The organism is Marinobacter sp. NFXS9, from assembly GCF_040148665.1.
GTDB classification, from domain to species: domain Bacteria; phylum Pseudomonadota; class Gammaproteobacteria; order Pseudomonadales; family Oleiphilaceae; genus Marinobacter_A; species Marinobacter_A mangrovi.
On record NZ_JAGDDW010000005.1, the window covers coordinates 210,605 to 228,536 of the forward strand.

The 17,932-nt window shown below is 62.0% G+C and carries 14 protein-coding genes; 3 read left to right on the plus strand and 11 right to left on the minus strand.

Going from position 1 to position 17,932, the window contains the following annotated elements; translation table 11 throughout:
* Positions 1 to 32: 32 nt before the first annotated feature.
* Complete coding sequence (locus J3364_RS10270; RefSeq protein ID WP_349558265.1) at positions 33 to 671, plus strand: TetR/AcrR family transcriptional regulator; 639 nt, start codon at positions 33 to 35, stop codon at positions 669 to 671.
* 182 nt (positions 672 to 853) lie between these two features.
* On the opposite strand, the gene astB is transcribed toward J3364_RS10270, so the two are convergent.
* The 7 genes from astB to J3364_RS10305 form a co-directional block, all read right to left on the minus strand.
* Positions 854 to 2,197: an N-succinylarginine dihydrolase gene (gene astB, locus J3364_RS10275; protein ID WP_349558266.1), complete on the minus strand. Its 1,344-nt coding sequence runs from the start codon at positions 2,195 to 2,197 to the stop codon at positions 854 to 856.
* Positions 2,198 to 2,634: 437 nt separating this feature from the next.
* Complete coding sequence (gene astD / locus J3364_RS10280; protein ID WP_349558267.1) at positions 2,635 to 4,116, minus strand: succinylglutamate-semialdehyde dehydrogenase; 1,482 nt, start codon at positions 4,114 to 4,116, stop codon at positions 2,635 to 2,637.
* Positions 4,117 to 4,135: 19 nt separating this feature from the next.
* Positions 4,136 to 5,185: an arginine N-succinyltransferase gene (gene astA, locus J3364_RS10285; protein WP_349558268.1), complete on the minus strand. Its 1,050-nt coding sequence runs from the start codon at positions 5,183 to 5,185 to the stop codon at positions 4,136 to 4,138.
* A 15-nt stretch (positions 5,186 to 5,200) separates the two neighbouring features.
* On the minus strand, positions 5,201 to 6,214 hold the full coding sequence (locus tag J3364_RS10290; RefSeq protein ID WP_349558269.1) for an arginine N-succinyltransferase: 1,014 nt from the start codon (positions 6,212 to 6,214) through the stop codon (positions 5,201 to 5,203).
* Positions 6,215 to 6,277: 63 nt separating this feature from the next.
* Positions 6,278 to 7,489 (minus strand): aspartate aminotransferase family protein, encoded by a 1,212-nt coding sequence (locus J3364_RS10295; RefSeq protein WP_349558270.1) that lies wholly within the window; start codon positions 7,487 to 7,489, stop codon positions 6,278 to 6,280.
* A 446-nt stretch (positions 7,490 to 7,935) separates the two neighbouring features.
* On the minus strand, positions 7,936 to 8,865 hold the full coding sequence (locus J3364_RS10300) for a GlxA family transcriptional regulator (RefSeq protein ID WP_349558271.1): 930 nt from the start codon (positions 8,863 to 8,865) through the stop codon (positions 7,936 to 7,938).
* Positions 8,866 to 8,889: 24 nt separating this feature from the next.
* On the minus strand, positions 8,890 to 10,359 hold the full coding sequence (locus J3364_RS10305) for an exonuclease domain-containing protein (RefSeq protein WP_349558272.1): 1,470 nt from the start codon (positions 10,357 to 10,359) through the stop codon (positions 8,890 to 8,892).
* A 164-nt stretch (positions 10,360 to 10,523) separates the two neighbouring features.
* Here J3364_RS10305 and J3364_RS10310 point away from each other — a divergent pair, with 164 nt between their 5' ends.
* Complete coding sequence (locus tag J3364_RS10310) at positions 10,524 to 11,666, plus strand: DcaP family trimeric outer membrane transporter (protein ID WP_349558273.1); 1,143 nt, start codon at positions 10,524 to 10,526, stop codon at positions 11,664 to 11,666.
* Between the two features lie 55 nt (positions 11,667 to 11,721).
* Here the strand turns inward: J3364_RS10310 and J3364_RS10315 are convergent, their stop codons facing one another.
* From J3364_RS10315 to J3364_RS10330, 4 genes are all read right to left on the minus strand, one after another.
* Positions 11,722 to 13,077: an MBL fold metallo-hydrolase RNA specificity domain-containing protein gene (locus J3364_RS10315; protein WP_349558274.1), complete on the minus strand. Its 1,356-nt coding sequence runs from the start codon at positions 13,075 to 13,077 to the stop codon at positions 11,722 to 11,724.
* A gap of 1 nt (position 13,078) precedes the next feature.
* Complete coding sequence (locus J3364_RS10320; protein ID WP_349558275.1) at positions 13,079 to 13,993, minus strand: ribose-phosphate diphosphokinase; 915 nt, start codon at positions 13,991 to 13,993, stop codon at positions 13,079 to 13,081.
* Positions 13,990 to 15,501, minus strand: a complete 1,512-nt coding sequence (locus tag J3364_RS10325; RefSeq protein ID WP_349558276.1) for a thymidine phosphorylase family protein — start codon at positions 15,499 to 15,501, stop codon at positions 13,990 to 13,992. Before J3364_RS10325 ends, J3364_RS10320 begins: the two co-directional genes overlap by 4 nt.
* 493 nt (positions 15,502 to 15,994) lie before the next feature.
* Positions 15,995 to 17,278 (minus strand): NADH:flavin oxidoreductase/NADH oxidase family protein, encoded by a 1,284-nt coding sequence (locus tag J3364_RS10330; protein ID WP_349558277.1) that lies wholly within the window; start codon positions 17,276 to 17,278, stop codon positions 15,995 to 15,997.
* Positions 17,279 to 17,383: 105 nt separating this feature from the next.
* Between J3364_RS10330 and J3364_RS10335 the strand changes: the two genes are divergently transcribed.
* Positions 17,384 to 17,683, plus strand: a complete 300-nt coding sequence (locus tag J3364_RS10335; protein ID WP_349558278.1) for an ArsR/SmtB family transcription factor — start codon at positions 17,384 to 17,386, stop codon at positions 17,681 to 17,683.
* Positions 17,684 to 17,932: the final 249 nt, after the last annotated feature.

Below are 17,932 nucleotides of genomic sequence, written 5' to 3' on the forward strand. Positions count from 1 at the left end.
CCGCTCCAGGCAGTCAGAGAGGATCCGGTTTTATGAGTGACCTGCAGGCAAGGCGGGAACGGGAAAAACAGCAGCGACAGGACGCCATCCTGGATGCGGCGGAAACCATGTTTGCCGAGAAAGGCTACGAGCGGACGTCCATGGACGAAATTGCCCGCACCGCCAGCCTGAGCCGGGCCCTGCTCTATGTCTATTTCAAGGACAAGGCGGCCATCCAGCGCGGCATCATGCTGCGGGCGGCCGAGCGATTGCGGGAACGCTTCCGGGCGGCACTGGACGCCGGCGAAACGGGCCTCGACAAGATCCGCGAGATGGGCACGGCCTACTACCGTTTCTGGCAGGAAGACCCCAACTATTTCGACGCCCTGACCCGGGCCACGACGGCCATGCAAGATGCCGACGCCGACGAGACGGAACAGATGGTGGGCTGCGAGATGCAGACCATGTCATTGATGGTGGAAGCGCTCAATGCCGGGATCGAGGACGGCAGTATCGATGCCGATCAGGTCCGTGATTGCTTCGAGACGGCGCTCTATCTGCGCGGCGCGCTGCACGGGGTGATCATGATGTGCCAGCAGGAGATGGGCGAGGACGGCCCGCTGGCGACATACCCCAGCGATTCGCTGGTGCGGCATACGATGGAGATGTTGGTGCGGTCTATCAGGGCTTGATGGCAAAGACGAATCAGGCGCCGTCAGAGGCGCGCCCCCCTCTCCCCAACCCTCTCCCTCCAGGGGAGAGGGAGCATCATCTCGAGTTGCCGGACCGTTCCCCCTCTCCCCTGGAGGGAGAGGGGCTAGGGGAGAGGGGGAGAAGGCAAGAATAGCCTCTCAGGTCATAACATAAAGCGGAATCACCGCTGAAAATCGTAAATCGATCCCAGCCCCAGAATCCCGGTCAACTCGTCCAACGCGTGACGACATTCGTCCAGCAGCATCGGGTCGGCCAGGTCGTCCTGGGTCAGCTCGTCCCGGTAGTGCCCTTCCACCCAGGTGGTCAGACGCTCATACAGGGCATCGTTCATCAGCACGCCGTCGTGCATCGCCTTGAGTTCGTCGTCGGTCAGCACCACCCGCAAACGCAGGCAGGCCGGACCACCGCCGTTGCGCATGGACTGCTTCACGTCGAACACTTCCACGGCCTTGATAGGACCGCCCTGAGCCACCAGCTTGTCCAGATAGCGGCTGACGGACTCGATCTCCCGACACTCGCCCGGCACGGCCAGCAGCATGGAGCCGTCTTTCTGGGTCAGCAACTGGCTGTTGAACAGGTAGGAGCTGACCGCATCGACCATCGGCACCTCGTCGGTGCTCACTTTTACCGCCTGCAATTCGGCCCCTTTCAGCCGCGCCTGCACGTCCGCCAGCACCTGCGCTTCGTTCAGGAACGCCATGTCGTGGTAGAACAGCACGTTGCCGTTGCCCACCGCGATCACGTCGTTGTGGAACACGCCGGCGTCGATGGCATCCGGATTTTGCTGGGCGAACACCGCTCGCGCGTCGCTCAGGCCGTGCAGCCGGGCAATAGCGCGGGACGCTTCCAGGGTCTGACGAGCCGGGAAACGCTTGGGTGCCGGCGCCGACTCGTCAAACGCCTGCTGGCCGTAGACAAACAACTCCACCCCGGGATCGCCGTAGGCGCCACACAGACGGGTGTGGTTGGCCGCGCCTTCATCGCCGAACTGGCTGATCGAGGGCAGCGCCGGATGGTGGGCGAAGTAGGCTTCGTCCGAGAACATCGACTTCAGTGCCCGGCCGGTCACTTCATGCTCGATGGAGCGATGGAACTTCGCGCCCAGGTTCGCCGGCGTGAAGTGCACCCGATGATCGTGGGTATCGGCACTCGGAGAGACCGTCGCCGCGTTGGCGGTCCACATGCAGGATGCGGACGACACGGCCGCCAGGATCACCGGATTTTCCTTTGCGGCCTGGGACAGGATCTCACCGTCGCTGCCGGTGAAGCCCAGCTTGCGCAGGGTCGGAATATGCGGCCGCTCGTGCGGCGGCAGGATGCCCTGTACGAAGCCGCGATCCGCCAGGGCCTTCATCTTCGCCAGGCCCTGCAGCGCCGCTTCCTTTGGATTGGACACGGCACTGACGTTGGATTTGGAGGCGACATTCCCCCAGGACAGGCCCGCATAGTTGTGGGTCGGTCCGACCAGACCGTCAAAATTGGCTTCAGTGGCGTGTTGGGTCATGAAAACCTCACAAAATTCGTCTTGGTGACACCGGCACATCAAGCGTCACCGGGCCTATCTTGAAAGTAGTATCGTAGGTTGGGCTGACGCAGGAAGCCCAACAAGCCGGGTTTGCAGGCAACTTCATCAAATGGCCGTCAATCCGGCTTTTTTGCGAACCCATGCTTCAAGCATACTCGAGATAACGGGGACGTCCGGTACTCGCTTATTGTTGGGCTTCCTGCGTCAGCCCAACCTACGGCCCTGGTGAAGGGCCGGGGCGCAGAGCGGGGCTAGAGGAGGCTCCAGCGGTTGCCCGTGACGGCAACACCCGCCTCTTTGGCGAGGCTATCGCCTCGTTCCCCTCTCTCCAAACCTCTCTCTCTCAAGGGGAGAGAGGCTTCAAAGCGCAGACTTCTGCAAACTCTATAAAGCGTCGGCTACACGCCTGAGTCGTCTTACTCGAAGCTCAGGCCCGGGGCCAGGGACTCCGGCATGGTGCTCTTCTCGGACTCGAGCGACGCCATCGGCCACGCGCAGTAATCCGCCGCGTAGTAGGCGCTCGGGCGATGGTTGCCGCTGGCGCCCACACCGCCGAACGGCGCGGCGCTGCTGGCGCCGGTCAGCGGCCGGTTCCAGTTGACGATGCCGGCCCGGACTTCTTCAGTCAGGCGCTCGTACAGGGCGCGGTCGTCGGTCAGGATGCCGGCGGAGAGGCCATAGCTCGTGTCGTTGGCGATTTCCAACGCGTCATCGAAGCTGTCGTAGCGGATGACGGTCAGCAGCGGACCGAAGTGCTCTTCGTCCACGCGGTCTTTAATGTCAGTGACGTCGACGATGCCCGGCGACAGCAGCGCGGTGCCCTCTTCCAGACGACGCATTTCCAGCAGCGACTTGCCGCCTTTCTCGATCAGGCTGGCCTGGGCGTTGAGCAGGCCGTCGGCCGCCGCAACAGACACCAGGGCGCCCATGAACGGCTGCGGATCGGCGTCGAAACGACCCACCTGGATCTTGCTGGCCACCTCGACCACGCGATCGACAAAGCGATCGCCCGCCGTACCCTTCGGCACCAGCAGACGACGCGCGCAGGTGCAGCGCTGGCCAGCCGACAGGAACGCGGACTGGATGGCGTTGTGAACGGCGCCGTCCAGGTCAGCGATGTCCTGCACGATCAGCGGGTTGTTGCCGCCCATTTCCAGCGCCAGGATTTTTTCCGGCTGGCCGCCGAACTGCTTGTGCAGCAGGTGGCCGACGTTGGAGCTGCCGGTAAAGAACAGGCCGTCGATGCCCGGGTGGCTGGCCAGCGCGATACCGGTGTCCTTCTCACCCTGCAGCAGGTTGATCACGCCGTCCGGCAGGCCGGCTTTCTGCCACAGGCGCAGAGTCAGCTCGGCCACGGCCGGGGCGATTTCGCTGGGCTTGAAGATGGCCGTATTGCCCGCCAGCAGCGCCGGCACGATGTGACCGTTCGGCAGGTGGCCCGGGAAGTTGTAGGGGCCGAACACCGCCACAACACCGTGCGGACGGTGGCGCAGGACGGCCTGACCGCCCGGGACTTCATTGGCGCTGTAGCCGGTGCGATCCTCGTAGGCCTTCTTGGAGATGGCGATCTTGCCGATCATGGCGCCCACTTCGGTGCGGGACTCCCACAACGGCTTACCGGTCTCCAGGCCGATGGTGTAGGCCAGTTCTTCCTTGTTGGCTTCCAGTTCCTTGCCGAACGCCTCGACAATGGCCAGGCGCTCTTCGAAGGTCTTGCGGCGCCACGCCGGGAAAGCAGCACGGGCAGCACGCACGGCCGCGTCGACATCCTCGACATCGGCACTGTGCCCTTCCCATACCGCGTCGCCGGTTACCGGCTGGACGGATTCCAGGGCCGGGCCATGGCCAGTCAGCCATTTGCCATCGATGAGGACTTCTCCGGTCAATTTAACAGTCATAGCAAACTCCTGAATTCGGTTACTTGGCGGTGCGGTTTTCTTTGAGCGGTGACAGGCGCACCAGATCGCCGGATGACACCTGCAGGGCATCCGCCACTTCGGCGGGCATGCTCACGGTATCCGGCTTGATACAGCTCTTCGGCAGTGTGGTGACCCGGAAATCCCGGAAAGAGCGGTTCGAGACCATCACCCGCTCTTCCGGTGGCACATCCAGGTTGACCGGCTGCCGCGAGACCAGCACATGACGCTTCACGCTCTCACGCGCCGTACGCACGTTGTGGATAAACGCTTCCACCACCGGACCGCCATCGAAGATGTCGCACAGCCCGTTGAAGTTGAAGCCTTCGGCCTGCAGCATCCGCAGGGCCGGCTTGGTGTTGTCGTGAACTTCACCGATGACGGCCCGCGCCGGCTCCGGCAACAGGGGCACGTAGATCGGGTACTTGGGCATCAATTCGGCGATGAACGACTTGTTGCCCATGCCGGACAGGAAGTCGGCCTCGCTGAAGTCCATGTCGAAGAAGCGGCGACCCAGCGCATCCCACAGCGGGCTGCGGCCGTTCTCGTCGGACACACCGCGCATCTCGGCGAAGACTTTCTCCGAGAAGAACTCCCGGAAGTCCGCCATGTACAGAAAACGGCAGCGGGACAGCAGCAGGCCGTTGCCGCCCTGACGGTGGGTGTCCGACAGCAGCAGCGAGCAGATTTCGCTGGTGTCGGTCATGTCGTTGGTCAGGTGCAGGGTCGGCGTGCGCACGTGCACGCCCAGTTCCCGCGAGGCGTTCACGGTGATGCTCAGGCGGTAGTTGTACCAGACCTCATCCAGCCCGACCCGGGCCTCGATACCACTGATACCGACGCACTTCTTCTGCTCGGTATCTTCCAGGGCAAACAGGTACATGCCGGCTTCCGGCGCGCACCGCTCGTTGAAGGTGTCTTCGGCCCGCGCGATCTTGCGGGACAGGAGATCGCGGTTCGGCGGCAGTGAGGTCAGCCCTTTTCCGGCGCCTTCCGCCATATCGTGCAGGTCTTCCAGGTCACCCTGATTGAGGGGGCGAATCAGCAACATAACAATCTCCTCTCCTTACAGGGCCACCAGGACCAGGTCGTCGCCGTCGCTGACGCCCAGCTGATCGGCGATGGTGGTGTTCAGGCGCACCACGTCGCCCAGGCCGTCGCTGACGTTGGTCAGGGAACAGCGGAAGCTTTCGCATTCGCCATTGGCCACCAGGTAGCGCACACCCCGACTGCCCTCACCCCGGCGCGCGGTCTTGTTGCGGCGGCGGGTGATGGAGGTCAGCTCGTCGGTGCGGGCTTCCAGCACCGGGCCACCGTCGAAAATGTCGATGTGCTGGCCGACGCGGAACCCTTCCCGCCCCAGCAGTTGGCAGGTGCGCGCGGCGGCCTCGTGGGGTTCGCTGATGGCAGCTTGCGCGGCATCGGACAGCAGCGTCACGTAGATCGGGTTCGGCGGCATCAGCTCGGCGATGAAGGTCTTGGTCTTCACACCGGAGTAGTAATCCGCCGTGGCAAAATCCATGTGGAAGAAGTGCCGACCCAGGCTGTCCCAGAACGGCGCATCGCCTTCCTCGGTCTGTACGCCCTGGATTTCCACCACCACGTCATCGGAAAAGCGCTCGCGATGACGGTCGACGAACAGCAGGCGCGAGCGGGACAGCAGCTCGAAGGCTTCGGTGTCGCGCAGGTCCGGATCGATGGTGAACGAGCACAGCAGCGTCTTGCCGGTGAGCTCGTGGGTCGGGTACAGCACCGCGACGCGCTTGGCCACATCCAGCTCGTGGGAGGCGTGGATCAGCTCGTCGCGGCGGTAGTTGTAGAACGGCTGGCTGTTGCCGGCACGGGCATCGATACCGGCGGTACCGTGGATGCGGCCGGTGTCAGAGTCCTCCAGCACGAACAGGAAACGCTCACGATCCGCCAGCGCGGGATCACCGGCCAGGGAACGCTGCGAATGATCAATTTTCTCGCTCAGCTTGTCCCGGGATTGGGGCAGCGTCGAGACCCGGGCACCGTGAGCCGTTGCCAGCTTTTCAATACCGGCCAGGTCTTCGTGGCGAGCAGGACGGACAATCCACATGAGAGATAACTCCTGTGATGTGCCCGGAGGCGGGCCCCTTGTGAGCGCCCGCCTCCGGAGTCATTAACCGGCGATTTTGGCGACGGCGCGTTCGAAGCGAACCAGGGCCTCGTCGATGTCGGACTCGGGGATGATCAGGGACGGTGCCAGACGAACCACGTTGGCGCCGGCGACCAGCACCATCACACCTTCTTCCAGGCCGGCATTGAGGAATTCCTTGGCCTTGCCCTTCCACTCGTCGGTCAATACGCCACCGAGCAGCAGGCCGGCACCACGCACCTGTTCGAACACGCCGTATTTCTGGCCAATCTTTTCCATACCTTCGCGCAGGCGCTTGGAGCGGGCTTCAACACCCTTGAGCACTTCGGGCTGGCTGACGATATCGATCACACGCTGGGCGACCGCGCAGGCCAGCGGGTTGCCGCCGTAGGTGCTGCCGTGGGTGCCGACACCCAGGCTTTCGGCGATCTTCGCGGTGGTCAGCATGGCGCCGACCGGGAAGCCGCCGCCGAGGGATTTGGCGGTGGAGAGGATGTCCGGGGTCACGCCGTACATCTGGTAAGCATAGAGGTGGCCGGTACGACCAACGCCGGTCTGGACTTCATCGAACACCAGCAGGGCGTTGTGCTTGTCGCACAGCTCGCGCAGGCCTTCCAGGAAGGACTGCTCGCCCGGCAGGATGCCGCCCTCGCCCTGGATCGGCTCGACCACAATGGCGCAGGTCTTGTCGGAGATCAGTTTCTCGACGCTGGCCAGGTCGTTGAAGTCGGCGTGGTGGATGCCCTTCGGTGCCGGCTCGAAACCTTCCAGGTACTTGGGCTGACCGCCGACGCTGACGGTGAACAGGGTGCGGCCGTGGAAGCTGTTCTTGAACGAGATGATTTCGTTCTTCTCGCCACCGAAGTGCTGCCACGCGTAGCGGCGTGCCAGCTTGAAGGCGGCTTCGTTGGCTTCGCCGCCGGAGTTGGCGAAGAACACACGCTCGGCGAAGGTCAGGTCGCACAGGGTTTTGGCCAGGTGGATGGCCGGCTCGTTGGTCATGACATTGGACAGGTGCCAGATCTTCTCGGCCTGGCTGGTCAATGCGCCCAGCAGTCCCGGGTGGGCATGGCCCAGAGACGTCACGGCGATGCCGCCGGCCAAGTCCACGTATTCCTTACCTTCCTGATCCCAGACTCGCGATCCCTCGCCACGAACGGGGATGATCTTGCCCGGCGCGTAGTTGGGGACCATCACGTCATCAAACATTTCTCGGGTAATGGAAGGTGTTGTCATAAGAGCCTCGTTGTTGGGTGTTGGCAGAAACTGGCAACGAGTCTAGACGGGCGCCACCCGTGTCGCTTTCAGGAATGCGACCCGGCCGTTACAGGATTGCGACCTGAAAAATGGCGAAGTGTTCCTGGTTGCTTCTGTCCGTGTAGCCGACGCTTCAGAGGGCCCGCAGGGTCCCGGCGTCTCGCAACACGGTCTGATCGAAGCCAACAAGCTTTGGAGTTAACGTCAGAGATCAGAGTCTCTGGTAGGTTGGGCTGACGCAGGAAGCCCAACAAGCCGGGCTTGCGGCCTGTCCCATCCAAGGGTCGCCAAGCCGGCTTTTGAGAACCCATGCTGCAAGCCTGTCCCACGATAACGGGAACGTCCGGTGCCCGCTTATTGTTGGGCTTCCTGCGTCAGCCCAACCTGCGGGACTCGGAGAATTCGCTATTGAATGAAGCTCGGACTCAGACTTCGCGATCTTCTGACGGCGTTAAACCGAAGGCATTGCGATAGGTCGTACTGAAATGCGCACCTGAGGAGAACCCGCAGGAAAGCGCAATATCCGTCAGGCTCAGTGCGCTGTTGCGCACCAGCTCGCGGGCGCGATCCAGGCGGATCTTGAGGTAATAACGGGACGGCACGGTGTCGAGGTATTTGCGGAACAGCCGCTCCAGTTGGCGGCGGGACAGGTTCACGTGCCCGGCGATGTCGTCACCGGATAAAGGCTCTTCGATGTTGGCAAACATCAGGTCGACGGCTTCCGCCAGCGCGGGCTGCTCGGCGCGGGTGGCCTGATCGAGTTCGGCGCCACCACCAAGTTCCGGCTCCCCGACCCGTTCGCGGACAAACCACTGGGCCAGCGCTTCTGCGACATCACGGCCCAGCTCGCGGCCGATGGTCCAGATCATCAGGTCCTGCGCGGCGGTGGCGCCACGGCAGGTCAGCCGATTGCGATCCACACAGAACACGTCCTCGGTCTGGCGAATGGCCGGAAAGCGTTCGCGCAGCTGAGAGGCCGGCAAGCCGTGCAGAGCGGCGCGATAGCCATCCAGCAATCCCGCCTCGGCCAGCAGCAGACCACCGCTGGCCAGGCCGCCCAATGTCGACACACAGTCCGCATGATGCGTGAGCTTTTGCGCGAAATCGTCCGGCAGTTCACGAGGCGGCGCATGACCGCCCACCAGCAGCAGCCAGTCCAGGGGCGGATCGCAATGATCGAGAGGCGTTTGTGGGATCGGCAGACCGGAACCGAAAGCGGCGCCCAGGCCCAGGTGCTCGATGGAGAAACACGTCTCGCCCAACAGACGGTTGGCCGCCTGCATCGGTTCGACCGCGGCCGCATAGGTCAGTGCGGAGGCACCCGGCAGCAACAACAATCCAACACGCAGCGACAAGCAGTTCTCTCCCGGCAGACAGATTCATTCAAACAGTAAGCCGTCCGGTATCAGGACATCCGGCGTGCTCACTGCAGGTAGCTCGACAATACGGCGGGATCGACCGTCCCGCCCCATCAGGGCTTTGACGACCAGTTTATAGGAATCCAGGTCGAAGATGACACTCTGGCCGCCCAGAGAGAGATCCTGGAGATCGCTTTCATCGTGCAACGTGGCGACGTGCATCCAATTGTAGATGACGAGGATGTCGGTGCGATCGCGCTCCCGATTATGTTCGACGACGCCGACCGGCCCCTGCCACGGCCAGGTATTCAGCCGCAGGTTATGGAAGCCGATCTGCATGCGCAGGTTATAGCGGGTGACATCCTCATCCTGCTCGCAAGCGCCTTTGCAGCGGCCCAGCGTGCGCTGGAAACAGGGCCCCTCACCTTCCGGCTCCAAACCCAGCAGTTTGTTGCAGAGGTCGTTCTTGGCGGCGATGCCTTGCAGGGCCCGTTCGGCGTCCCGGATGCTGCGGAACAGTCCGAAGTAGTCCCCCAACCGATGCGGTTCGATTTCCCTCACCAACCGGGCCTGCAGGTAACCCGCTTCGTTGTGGGTCAGTTCAATGCTGACGAGTGTTTTGGCGGCCCTGGAACGCCGGTTGTAGAGGGGATTCAGGTTCTTGATCTGGTGCAGCTCGAGCAACAGCGCCCCCAGCTCGCCGGCGGTTTCCGTCCAGTCCACCCGGCGCAAACTCTGGGACATGCGCACCCCACGATGGGAGTTGTGGTCGCCGGAAAAATGGGACGCCACGCGCTGCAGGATATTGGTGCTTTTGCCCACATACAGCAGCACGTCATTTTCGCCGTAGAAGCGGTACACGCCCGGCGCCTGGGGCAGGGTTTCGAGGATATCCGGCGGCAAATGCGACGGCACGCTGGGACGGCGCAGCAGGTGCCTGACAGCGGCTTCCACCTGCTCCGCGCCCTTATCCTGCAACGAGGCCTCGAAAAACGCCTGCATTGCGGTCACATCGCCCATGGCCCGGTGACGCTGCACATCGGGCAGCCCATGCCGGGCAATGAGCGCATCCATGTTGTGGCGCCGGAATTCCGGATACAGCCGGCGGGACAACTTGACCGTACACAGCACTTTCGACGAAAACGCCTGCCCCAATCGACGGAATTCCGCCTTGATAAAGCCGTAGTCGAAGCGGGCATTGTGAGCGACAAAGACGGTGTCCTTCAGCTTTTCCCGCAGCGTGTCGGCGATCTCCGCGAACCGCGGTGCGTCCGCCACTATCTCGTTGCTGATGCCTGTAAGCCGTTCAATAAAGGCGGAAATTCGCGTTTCCGGATTCAGCAGTGTCTGCCATTCATCCACCACCTCGCCGTTGCGCCAGAAGCGGATACCGATCTCGGTGATCCGGTCGTGCATGGCGTTGCCGCCGGTAGTCTCCAGATCGAGAAAAGCGAAGGTGGCGGAATCGAGGAAGGCGACGGTCTCAGACATGTTTATCCTTTACGTGAACAAAGCCTCACTGGACCGCGATTAAAAAGGAGTTTCCCGGGAATTAGACCTTGGTATAAATAACGATCAACTTGTTTGAATTGTCACCAAACCGTAACTACTTTGAAGAAGACGCAACACAACAATAACGCATGGAGAACACTTCAATGAACCGCAACAAAATAACAATCGCAGTTCAGGCAACAACGGCGGCGATGGTACTGGGGCTCGCCTCCCAGGCCAGCGCTATCGAACTCAATCCAGGGTCAATCGATGCCGAGCTGTACGGTTACGCCCGCATGAACGCTGTTTACGACATCGATGAGGATATCGGTGTGTCCACCCAGGCTGGTTCTTTCGACAAGGTGAACACCGGTGCCGCCGAAGATAATGAAGTCACCGGTCACTTTGATGCGGACGCCGTGCAGTCCCGCCTGGGCGTGAAGGTTACAACCGAGCAAGGTGTCAAGGTCGTCGTGGAAGGGGACTTCCGTGGTAACGGCGGTGGCGATCTGCGACTGCGTCACGCCTACGGTGAATACATGGGCGTGCTGCTGGGTCAGACCTGGTCCAACTTCAACAGTTTTGTGGGTAACACGTCCGTCCTGGACTTCGACGCATTGGCCGGTAACGCCGGTCTGCAGGGCCGTGTCACCCAAGCCCGTTACACGACAGGTCCACTGTCGGTTTCTCTGGAAGATAACGTCACCAGTGTTTTGAATGAGCCTGCAGACTCTGAGAAAAACAGCCTGCCGACACTGACCGCACGTTTCGAGAATTCGTCCGGCCCGCTGTCCCTGTCGGCTGCTGCCCTGATGCACCAGGTGGAGTACGACACAGGCACACAGGATGATCAGGCGATCGGCTATGCCGTCTTCGGCGCGGCCAAGTTTGCCGTCACCGATACCGTCAGCATTCAGGGTGCAGTGACCTACAGCGACGGTGCCAACTCCTACCTGTACCGTTCCGGCGATAACTTCGGCGCGGCGGATGCCTACGTGAAAGGTAACGGCGACCTGGACACCATCACCGGCTATGGTGGCACGATTGGTGTAGGCGTCGATGTTGGTCCGGGTTCGATCAACGCCGGCTACGGCTGGGTCCAGAACGACTGGGATGACGCCGAAGATGATGGTGTAGATGTCGCAGACGAACACGAAACCAACAGCAACGCCATGCTCAACTACATGTGGAGTCCAGTGAAGAACGTCACCATGGGTGTTGAATACGCCTACTTCATGGTCGACAAGCAAAACGGCGACGACGGTGATGCCAGCCGCATCATGTTCGCCGGTCAGTACAACTTCTGATCCACAACCAAGCCCCAAAAGCCCCGGTTCGCCGGGGCTTTTTTATGCCTGACGGTCAGACCCGCAGGATGGTGTGGTAGCCCGCGATATCCACCTCGAACTTTGTCCGCTGCCGGAGATAATCGCGCAGGGTTTCCGACGATTCCGGCTCGCCGTGGACCAGTTGAATCGCCGTTCCGGGACGTAGGTCACTGGCTGCCAGCCACTGCTCCAGCTCGACGTAATCCGCATGGGCCGACAGGCCGTCCAGCATCTCGATACGCGCCTTGATGGGGATCCAGCTGCCGTGGATTTTCACGGCTTCGGCGCCGGCCATCATCTTCGCGCCCCGGGTGCCCCCAGCCTGGTAACCTGCAAACAGCACCGTCGTACGCGGATCGCCCAGACGCTCTTTGAAGTGATGCAAAATACGTCCGCCGGTCGCCATGCCACTGCCCGCAATCACCACGTGCGGGAACGCCTGGTTGGTCAGCGCTTTGGACTCGTCCACGGAGCGGGTGTAGATGGCGGCGCTGGCCATCTCATGGCATTCCTTCTCGCTCAGGCGGTGCTGCTCGGGGTAGTTCCAGTAAATACCGGACACGTCAATCGCCATCGGACTGTCCAGGTAGATGGGAATTTCCGGAATGCGCTGCTCACGGATCAGGCGCGCCAGCATGTACTGCAGCACCTGGGCCCGCCCCACCGCAAAGGAGGGAATCAGGACATTGCCGCCACCGCTGATGGTTTCGTTAACGATCTTTGCCAACTCGCTGTAGGGGTCTTCTTCCGGGTGCCGGCGATTGCCGTAGGTGGACTCGAGCAACAGCAGGTCCAGTTCCGGCAACGGTGGTGGCGGATTCATGAACAGGTCGTGGGGCCGGCCCACATCGCCGGATACGCCGATACGTTTGCCCTCCACCTCGATGATCACGCTGGCCGATCCCAGGATGTGTCCCGCCGACTGAAGGTGAAACTGGAAATCGCCCACTGCGAAGGTCTCGTGGTATCCCACCGACTGGAACAGCCCCATGCTGGCTTCGGCGGTGGCCCGGTCGTACAACGGCTCGGGCTTTTCGTGACGGCTGAGTTTGTGCCGGCCCAGGTAGTCCGCCTCCTCTTCCTGCAGGTGGCCACTGTCTGCCAGCAGGATGGCGCAAAGTTCCCGTGATGCGTGGTGGGTAAAAACCGGCCCGCGGTATCCGGCTTTGTAGAGCACCGGAATGTAACCGGAGTGATCGAGGTGGGCATGGGTGAGGACGATCGCATCCAGCCCGTCGATGTCCATGGGCAGCGGTTCCCAGTTACGACGGCGTAACCACTTGTAGCCTTGGAACAACCCGCAGTCGATCAGGACGCGGGTGTTATCGGTTTCCAGCAGAAACTTGGAACCGGTGACGGTCTCGGCTCCGCCCAAAAAGGTGATCCGCATATCATGTCTCCCGTGCTGCTTTCAGACAGGCCTGTATCGCCGGCGCCAGCAACGGACTGACGTCGATATCGTTGGTGGCGTGCGGCACGGTGTTCGTGGTCACCAGCCCGGCCAGGCCGGCGCCCACGAGCTGGGCGTCGGACTCGTCCGCAAAGATGCCGTGCACCGCCACGCACTCCACCTGTTCGATGCCACCGGCTTCAAGAGCCTGCAGGCACTTGAGGATGGTATGGCCGCTGGAGATCACATCGTCGATGATGACCGCCACGCGATCGTCGTACTGCTCCACCGGCGGCAGGGTCACCCGCACATGGCGATCGCCCAGGCGTTCCTTACGGCCAATCACATAAGGATGACCGCTGCGCCGCGCAATCTCGGCCACCCACTGTTCACTCTCCGCATCCGGGCCGACCAACAGTAGATGCCGGCGCTGACCCAGCCACTCTACCAACGCCGGCGCCGCCTGCACGACCCGGCTGGGCACGCTGTAAAGCTGATCCAGACTGCGGAAGCGATGCAGGTGCGGCTCCACGGTGACCAACCAGTCGATGTGGGCAGACAGGCTACGGGCAAAAATTTTCGAGGTGATCGCTTCACCGGATTGGAAGCGGGCATCCTGTCGCATGTAACAGAGATAGGGCGCCACCAGCCCCACCGACGCGGCACCGAGATCCCGCAAGGTGTCGGCGAGGAAAATCAGCGGCAGGTAGCGATCATCGGGATGGGACAGGTCCGCCAGCAGGAGGCAGTGACGCCCGACCACGTCCGAGAGCACGCGCACATAGCTTTCACCGTCTGGAAAATAACGCGACTCCAGTTGCCCGACCTGGGCCCTCAGTCGGTCGCAAAGGGGTTGTTGCAGCGGCAACTCCTGAAAGGCAAACAGCAGCGGCGTTTTCTCGGCAGCGGGCGTCATGGTTGGTTCACCAGGCTGAAAATGGGTTGTTCGGTGGCGTAATAGTCCAGGGCATAGTCCCGTTCTCCGGCACTTTCACTGAACAGCTGAAACAGTGGCTGTCCGGTCTCTACCCGGTCGCCCAGCGCCACGCAGAGTCGCAGTCCGGCCGCTTTGCTGGCGGGCGCACCGGCCAGTTTGGCCAGCTTGGCCAGCCGGCGGTTGTCGATGGCGTTGACCACGCCGCTGCGGGAGGCCTTCTCTTCATGGGTATAGACGGCTTGAGGCAACGTCTTGAGTCCGCCCTGGGCCGTCACGATCCGCTTGAACTGGGTCCAGGCATGGCCACCCTCAAGCAGCACGCGGGCCTGCTCCCGACCGGCCGCCAGTCCCTCACCATCGGCCATATCGAACAGGTGAGATGCCAACTCCAGCGCCCGATCGCGCAGGTCCGCCGGCGCCTCGGGCGTTTGCTGCAATACCGCCAGCACATCCCGGGCTTCTTCCACCGGACCGATTCCCCGCCCCACCGGTCCCCGACCATCGGTCATCACACAGCGCACCGATAGGCCACAGGCCGCGCCCACTTCCACCAAAAGGGACTCCAGCCGCTCCGCTTCCGGCTGGCTGCGGACTTTGGCCGTCGGGCCGACCGGGATATCGATGAGCACATGGGTCGATCCCGCCGCAATCTTCTTGGACAGCACCGAGGCGATCAGTTGCCCCTCGCCATCGAGCTCCAGCGCCCGTTCGATCCGGATCAGCAGGTCATCGGCGGGGCTCAGGTTCATCGAACCGCCCCAGGCCAGGCAGGCGCCGGCTTCCTCCACGACACGGCGAATGTCCGCTACACCAAGATCCACATGGGTGAGCACGTCCATGGTATCCGCCGTGCCGGCCGGCGATGTGATCGCCCGGGAAGAGGTTTTGGGCATGACAAGCCCACCGGCACTGCAGATCGCCACCACCAGCGGCGTAGTACGGTTACCGGGCAGGCCGCCGATGCAGTGTTTGTCGTAAATCGCGCGGTCGTCGCCCCAGGCCAGCCGCTCGCCACTAGCCACCATGGCCCGGGTCAGGTCGGTAATTTCCGCCAGCGACAACCGGCCGCCGGCACAGACACTGAGAAAGGCGGCAATTTCGATATCGCTGTAACGGTGGCGGGTGACGTCGTCGATGATGGCGGTGATGTCGTGATCGCTGAGGGTGTGGCCGAACACCTTCTTGCGAACGGCGGCGAGCGATCGAATTGGCGGCGCGTGCTTGATCGTCAACGGCGTCCCCGGCCGCACCCGCAGGCGTTCCAGGGCACTGTTGGACAGCCCGATATGGCCATGCGGGATATGGCCGCCATAGACCACGTTCAGCACCGCGATAATGGATCGACCACCACAGGACACGTTCAGGCGGTTGCTGGCGACGAAACCCTCGGAGCGGCATAGGTGACAGTCGTCCCGCATGTAGACCACCAGTTCCTGATGGGTATCGATCCCCATGGGAAACGCTTTCAATTCATTCGCGTAATTCACGACCCCTCACTCAGAACGGCGGACTGCCAACGGCGCTTTATCCCTGAACAGTAGCAGTCCGCCTGCGGGCTCCCATTGATGGAAGTCAGGTTTGCGCTGAATAGTCGATCACCCTGACGTCCACTTTAGACAGTAAAGCGGCGTGCGCGCACCAACTTCACGCGATGCGACTCAACATGGGGCAAGGGAACAGGACGACAGGCGGGCGATCAAAAACCAACTGACTGATTTAGCAGACTTTGCAACACATGGCACAGCCAATGCTTTTTTTGTAGAGGACAGAGGCGCGCGAAGTCAGGCCTCAGGACTGAATGGAACCGGATTGCACCGTTTGGAGGTGATGCCTTATGAAACACGCTGAAAACACCAGCCTGCTGTTTGAGCTGACCCACCCGTTCGAAGCGGCCGTTATGGACGACCTGCACGACTACTTCGACTGGATGTACTTCGCCAACTGATTCGTTTCGGGCCCGGTTTTCCCGGGCCCGATCACTTACTCGCCGGCCCGAAGACGCGTTCTCAACCCCCGCGTCGTCATCACCGAAATCACCTGCATCAGCGACAGCAAACCGCGGTCGTGCTGACGTGGCGACTTGCCGCGCCCCATGCGTTCCAGCTGCCGCGTGTACCAGCTCACCTCCATCAACCCCATGTTGTCGATGGCCTTGATGCCGGTCTTGATGGGACGCACCGCACTGGTGAAATCGGCGCCGGCCAGGATCAGGCGCGGGAAGTCCGGCTCCACCGCCAGCGGCCGGGCCAGACCGACAAGATCGGTGGCGCCGCTCTCGATCGCGGCCGCCATGCCGTCCCGGGTGCGGAAGCCGCCGGTCACCATCAGGGGCACGTCGGCCCGTTCACGCACTTTCTCGGCAAACTCCAGGAAGTAGGCTTCCCGGGCCCGGGTACTGGCCTTGGTGCCCTTGGCCATCGCGGGATTCTCGTAGTTGCCGCCGGAGATCTCGATCAGGTCGATGCCCAGGTCCGCCAGCGTCTCGATCACTGCAAGGGACTCTTCCTCGGTGAATCCACCGCGCTGGAAATCCGCCGAGTTCAGCTTGATGCCCACGTTGAATGTTTCCGAGGTGGCGGCCCGAATGGCTTTGTAGACTTCGACCACGAAACGCATGCGCTTCTCGGCCGTGCCACCCCAATCGTCGGTGCGCTGGTTGTGGTGCGGTGACAGGAACTGGCTGATCAGGTAGCCGTGGGCACCGTGGATCTGCACCCCGTCAAAACCGGCCTTCTCGGCAATGGCCGCACTGCGGCCGAACCGCTGGATGATGTCCTCGATCTCCGGGCCGGTCAGGGCCCTGGGCGTGGCGAACATGCTCTGCAGTTCCTTCCGGAACGGGATCGCGCTGGGAGAGACCGGGTCGCGGTTCAGCATCTTGGGGCTCTGCTTGCCCGGATGGTTCAGCTGCATCCAGATGGCGTTGCCGCGCCGCTGGCCTGCGGCGGCCCAGGTCTTGAGGGCCGGCAGATCGCGCTCATCTTCCAGTACCACGTTCTGCGGCTCGCCGGTGTGACGCCGGTCGATCATCACGTTCCCCGTAATCAGCAGGCCGGTGCCACCTTCGGCCCAGGTGTCGTAGAGGGTCGCCAGGTCGTGGGTGACGCGGTTGTCGAGCGTGCCCATGGTTTCACTCATGGCGGACTTGGCGAAGCGATTCGGCAGGACATTGCCATTGCGCAGCGTCAGGGGCTGGCCCAGCAGGTCGCTGGCGCTCATCCGGGCGCCGTCGTCGGCGGGCTTGTTCTTGAGGCCGTTCTTCATGGGATCGTGATCCTTTCATAATTCGACAATCGTCAAATTATTATACGTTTCGATAATTGTCAAATTGTAATAGAATGGCCTTTAAAGACTGCTGTCGGGACCGTTATGCCAACCAGAGAACCGCCCCATTCCGAACGCCTGGCCCGCGCCTTCAAGGCGCTGTCCAACCCTAATCGCCTGCGCATCTACCAGCAGATCAAGGCCGCCCGGGTCAGCCCGTTGAAAGACAGCGGCTGCAAGCTGGTGGATTTCATCAATTCCATGAAGGTGGGCGCGCCGACCATTTCCCATCACATCAAGGAACTGGTGAACGCCGGGCTGATTCGTGTGGAGAAGGACGGCAAGTTCGTGACCTGCTATCTGGAGGAGGACATGCAGCAGGAGTTGCGGGCGTTTCTGGATTGATCTTCTTTATTGTGTTGCTTCCGACTGCGAGGCCACATCGGCTTTGATTCGGTGGAAGCGAATCAAATGGATGCCAGCCCTTCCGTTGTGATTAGACGGCCGTCCCTGGCCGGCTAATACAACCGGGACATCCTTGTCCCTCCTCCAGGTCTGACATCCATTTGTTTCGCCCATAGCTCGAGTGACTGGCATCAAGCGCAAACCAGGTCGCGTTCTGCACAAATCTCAAATCGAAGCCAATGGGCGCCA